Source organism: Corallococcus sp. CA047B, from assembly GCF_003612065.1.
GTDB classification, from domain to species: Bacteria; Myxococcota; Myxococcia; order Myxococcales; family Myxococcaceae; genus Corallococcus; species Corallococcus praedator.
In genome coordinates this window covers 1-1,151 of the sequence record NZ_RAWD01000659.1, presented here as the reverse complement: position 1 = coordinate 1,151, position 1,151 = coordinate 1, and the positions used below count along the sequence as shown (strand labels likewise).

Sequence of the window (1,151 nt, the reverse complement as noted above, 5' to 3'; positions counted from 1 at the left end):
CCCCACAGCGCCGCCGCGCCGGTGAGCAGCCCCCACCACACCAGCGACACCACCAGCGCGGTGAGGAACTTCACCGTGGCCTGCACGTCCAGCTCCGCGCTCTTCGCCGCCATCCGGGGCACCGGGTACGGCAGCCCGAACAGCACCAGCCCCGCCACGAACAACGGCAGCCCGAACACCAGCGTCAGCAGCGTCTTCACCACGAAGGGCGCCACGTTGCCCGCGCGGTACTGCACGGACAGTTCCTCCGGCCGCGTCACCTGCACCAGCGCCATCCGCTTGCGGAACGACGACAGGTGCAGCCGCAGGCGCTCGTAGCGCTCCGGCTCCTGCGTGCGGAACAGCCGCACCCCGCGCGCCCACAGCCGCAGCCGCTCCGCATCCAACGGGCCGCCCTGCCGGAAGGCGTAGAGCTGCTCCGCCACCTGCACCACCGGCAGGTCCTCCCACTGCTCCAGGTTCAGCGTCACCGCGCGCAGCCCTTCGGCCACCCGCTCCGTCAACGCGCGCACCGACTCCTGCTCCGTCGCGGCCTCCGCGTCCTTCGGCAGGAAGGCCGTCACGTCGATGGGCGCTCCCTGGTCGATGAGCACCTCGCTGCGAAAGACGTTCTTCTCCGCGTAGGTGAGCCCCACCGGGACGATGCGCACCGGGGCACCCTCGCGCGCGGCGTTGAGCGCGATTCTCGCCGCGCCCGTCTTCAGCTCCGCGAGCCCCGGCTCCGAGTGGCTCTTGCCCTCCGGGAAGATGGTGATGGCCCGCCCCTGCACGAGCGCGCCCTTCGCCGCGTCCAGGGTGCCCTCGTTGCGCCCCATCTGCGCCGGGTCATCCTGCTTGCGGTACACCGGCAGCGCGTCCAGCCCCTTGAGCAGCCACCCGATGACGGGCAGCTTGAACAGCGGCGCCTTGGCCAGGAACGTCACCTTGCGCCGCGTGAGGATGAACACCAGCGCCGGGTCGATGAGCCCGTTCGGATGGTTGCCCACGAAGAGCACCGGCCCGGAAGGCTCCTCGGCCGGAGCATTCACCTTCACCCGGTAGAAGAGTCGCAGGGCCAGCGACACCACCGCCCGTACACATGCGTAGAACACGGCGCGGACTGTATACCGGCGCCCCACCCGGAGCCCCCTCCCGCTCCAGACACTGTCACC

Annotated in this window: 1 protein-coding gene; it reads right to left on the bottom strand. The window is 70.9% G+C overall.

The window, feature by feature from the left end; genetic code table 11:
- The coding region (locus D7X74_RS41995) for a lysophospholipid acyltransferase family protein (RefSeq protein WP_120538471.1) at nt 1–1,091 on the bottom strand (1,091 nt) is incomplete at its 3' end.
- Between the last annotated feature and the right edge of the window lie 60 nt (nt 1,092–1,151).